Source organism: Vibrio sp. OPT46 (genome assembly GCF_015163535.1).
GTDB classification, from domain to species: Bacteria; Pseudomonadota; Gammaproteobacteria; order Enterobacterales; family Vibrionaceae; genus Vibrio; species Vibrio alginolyticus.
Window position 1 is genome coordinate 44,122 of record NZ_JADDYG010000010.1, and the last position, 1,577, is coordinate 45,698.

Here is a 1,577-nt window from a genome sequence, read left to right on the forward strand (position 1 = left end):
CAACCGCACGAGTTTGAGCAATGCCTACAAGCGATTGCCGAACACAAGTTGCCTTGGCAGAAAATGCTCACCGCCAAAGTGGGAATCGACGGTGTCGAAGACGCGTTTAGACAGTTAATGACGCCAAATGACCACATCAAAGTCGTTATCGAACCTTGGCGCTGCGGCGCGTTAGAAGTGATTTAACTCTTAGCCAGATTAAGCTAGCTAAAACCAATTTTAGTTTGGTGACAGCCCCAACCGTAGCTGCTAGGTTGGGGCTTTTTTGTTAGGCCTGTTCTGCGCATTCATGTTGCAGAGCAGGGTAATCGGTGTAGCCTCGTTCGTTTCCGCCAAACAACGTTGAGCCATCGAGTTCTGCCAACGGATGGTGATGTTGCAAGCGAGAGACTAAGTCTGGGTTTGCTACGAATGGCCGTCCGAATGCTACAAGATCCGCGTAACCTTTCTCTAACACTTCGTTTGCTCGTTGAGGAACGTAGCGACCTGCAACAATAATAGCGTTGCGAAAGCGCTTTCTAAGTTCGATTCGAAACGTCTCAGGAATCGTTGGTGCATCGGCCCAATCGGCCTCGGACAAGTGCAAGTAGGCAATGTCGCGCTCCTGTAGTTGCTTTGATGCTTCCAAGATTGTTGGCACGATATCCGGGCAGTCCATATCTTTAAACGTAATGAATGGTGCCAATCTCACTCCAACTCGATGCGCACCAACAGCGGCGATAACTGCATCCACTACTTCGATAAGAAAACGGATACGATTTTCTCGTGGACCGCCGTAGTTGTCTGTTCGATGGTTTGAGTTGGTTCTTAAGAACTGATCGATCAGATACCCATTCCCGCCGTGGATTTCTACACCATCAAAACCCGATTCAATAGCGCGTTTGGCTGCGTTCGCGAAATCACCGACAACTCGGTTGATATCCGCTTGTGTCATGGCGCGTGGCTCAACACAATCGACCATATTGCCGTTGCCTTGTTCATCTGCAATCCAAACTTGCGTCTCTACCGGAGCGAGCGCAGATGGCGCGATAGGCTGTTCACCATTTTGGAATGTTGGGTGAGACACTCTGCCCACATGCCATAGCTGACAAAACATCGCTGCGCCTTGTGACTTGACCGCTTGGGTCACACCCTGCCAGCCCGCCACTTGCGCATCGGTGTAAACGCCAGGGGTGAACGAATAGCCTTGAGAATCGTCCGAAATTTGTGTGGCTTCGGAAATGATCAGCCCGGCAGAAGCGCGCTGTTGATAATACGTTGCCATCATCTCATTCGGGATGTTGCCCGGCTGAGTGGTGCGTGCGCGAGTCATTGGTGCCATGACAATGCGGTTTTGTAGTGACAACGCTTTCAGTTGAGCTGGTTCAAACAGCTTATTTGTTCTTTGTTTCATGATGCGCTCCTTAGATAAGTACTGGCACGTTGGTCGCTTTACGAGCGGTTGCCATCCAGTGAAGTACGGCTGGATCCCATTGCACTTCGGGCGCACTGAAAAAGCCGCGTAGAATGGAAAACATAATGGCTTGATCAACCAGTGACGTTTGCTTTTCTGAACTTAGGTTGAGCAAGGGTTTAGT

At 50.2% G+C, this 1,577-nt stretch carries 1 protein-coding gene and 2 pseudogenes; 1 reads left to right on the plus strand and 2 read right to left on the minus strand.

From position 1 onward, the window contains the following. A pseudogene (locus IQR33_RS32070) lies at positions 1–186 on the plus strand (alcohol dehydrogenase); the annotation flags it as partial. Positions 187–268: 82 nt separating this feature from the next. On the opposite strand, the gene IQR33_RS01675 reads toward IQR33_RS32070, so the two are convergent. Continuing rightward, a complete protein-coding gene (locus IQR33_RS01675; RefSeq protein ID WP_053304586.1) occupies positions 269–1,393 on the minus strand; it encodes an alkene reductase in 1,125 nt (374 codons plus the stop codon). A gap of 10 nt (positions 1,394–1,403) precedes the next feature. Then, positions 1,404–1,577 (minus strand): annotated as a pseudogene (locus IQR33_RS32075) (glutaredoxin); the annotation flags it as partial.

Bases quoted from the DNA above. Each gene is read 5' to 3' on its own strand.
- IQR33_RS01675 (WP_053304586.1), bottom strand. From the start codon at position 1,393: ATGAAACAAAGAACAAATAAGCTGTTTGAACCAGCTCAACTGAAAGCG.